General features: G+C 52.8%; 1 protein-coding gene. It reads right to left on the bottom strand.

Annotation, left to right across the window (positions count from 1 at the left end; all coding sequences use genetic code 11):
- Window positions 1–117: 117 nt before the first annotated feature.
- Window positions 118–1,091 (bottom strand): hypothetical protein (locus HMPREF3056_RS09815; protein WP_210401793.1); only part of this gene is annotated, 974 nt, incomplete at its 5' end.

Here is a 1,091-nt window from a genome sequence, read left to right as displayed (position 1 = left end):
CAAACATGCGCTTGACCAGGTCAGGAAGAGGTTGCCCCCCTCGATTAGTGACCACCCTAGCTTTCCAATGTTATCCCGAGGATTAGAGAAGCTCTAACAGATCAACCAGTAGTGCCATCATCCCCAACGCCGCCTGCGATACTCAACCCGAACTGGAATCTCGTCAGGCTCTAATGGTCTGTCAGGGGTCTCGCGGATGGTATACGGCGTTATCTGCTCCGCAAGTAGTTCCTGCCGGTACATTTTGGCAATCTCTGGCTCTTCATCTTCAATATGCTCGATTAGCCGCTTTGCCAAGTCGAAAAGCCTTGCCCCCTCCGCTTCAGCCGCTATTTCTCGTTCGTACTTCCGTACCGCAGCAAAACCGCACCATTCACGCCAGAGTTCAAACATCGGCCGGTAGTGCTCACAATAGAATTCCCATTCCCATCGCGCAGAAATAATTCCGTGATGCTCGCGGAGCTTAACTTTCCGCTCCTTCTCTTCTTTTGCCACGACCTCCAGCACTTCATCAGGAGAGACTTCCGCGAATCTTTGCACAATGCGGACTCCGCCCATGGGAGATATCTGCAGCCCTTCCTTGCAGGGGGCGGTTAGCACTCCCTCCAAAAGCACGTCCAACGGGGAATCCACTAATTCTTCAAGAGCTTTCGGATCAGTGATTATGAAATCATCGCCGCTTCCCAACTCTATGGCTTCTCCTAGGCGGCAACTCTCAATCATGAAGCTTGCGGCACTGTTCTCCTCTTCCCCACTTCGTTGCGCGTGAAGCCTCACCTGATGATTCGCTAGTTCATCAATCTCAGCGGCCTTAGCCCACGGTCCCTTAATTCGCGGCCGTGGGGCTTTACGGATGGATCCGTCCTCAAGCTCTAGGGAGTACCGAAACGAGGCCTTCCCCGAAGGCTGAATGTCCACAACCCGAGCTTTTAAAGATTGTCCGACGATGGAATCGCTTTCCCTAAACGCAACGACGTCTCCAACCTCGACCTTGGCCATTAGCCCATTCCTCGCTTCTCGACGCCAACTGAACACTGCCCTCTCAAAGTCTAGTGCTAAAGCTGTTATGTCCATAGGGTTTTTGGACATGG

The organism is Corynebacterium sp. HMSC056F09 (genome assembly GCF_001815785.1).
GTDB classification, from domain to species: Bacteria; Actinomycetota; Actinomycetes; order Mycobacteriales; family Mycobacteriaceae; genus Corynebacterium; species Corynebacterium hiratae.
This window is presented reverse-complemented; position numbering and strand designations above follow the sequence as displayed.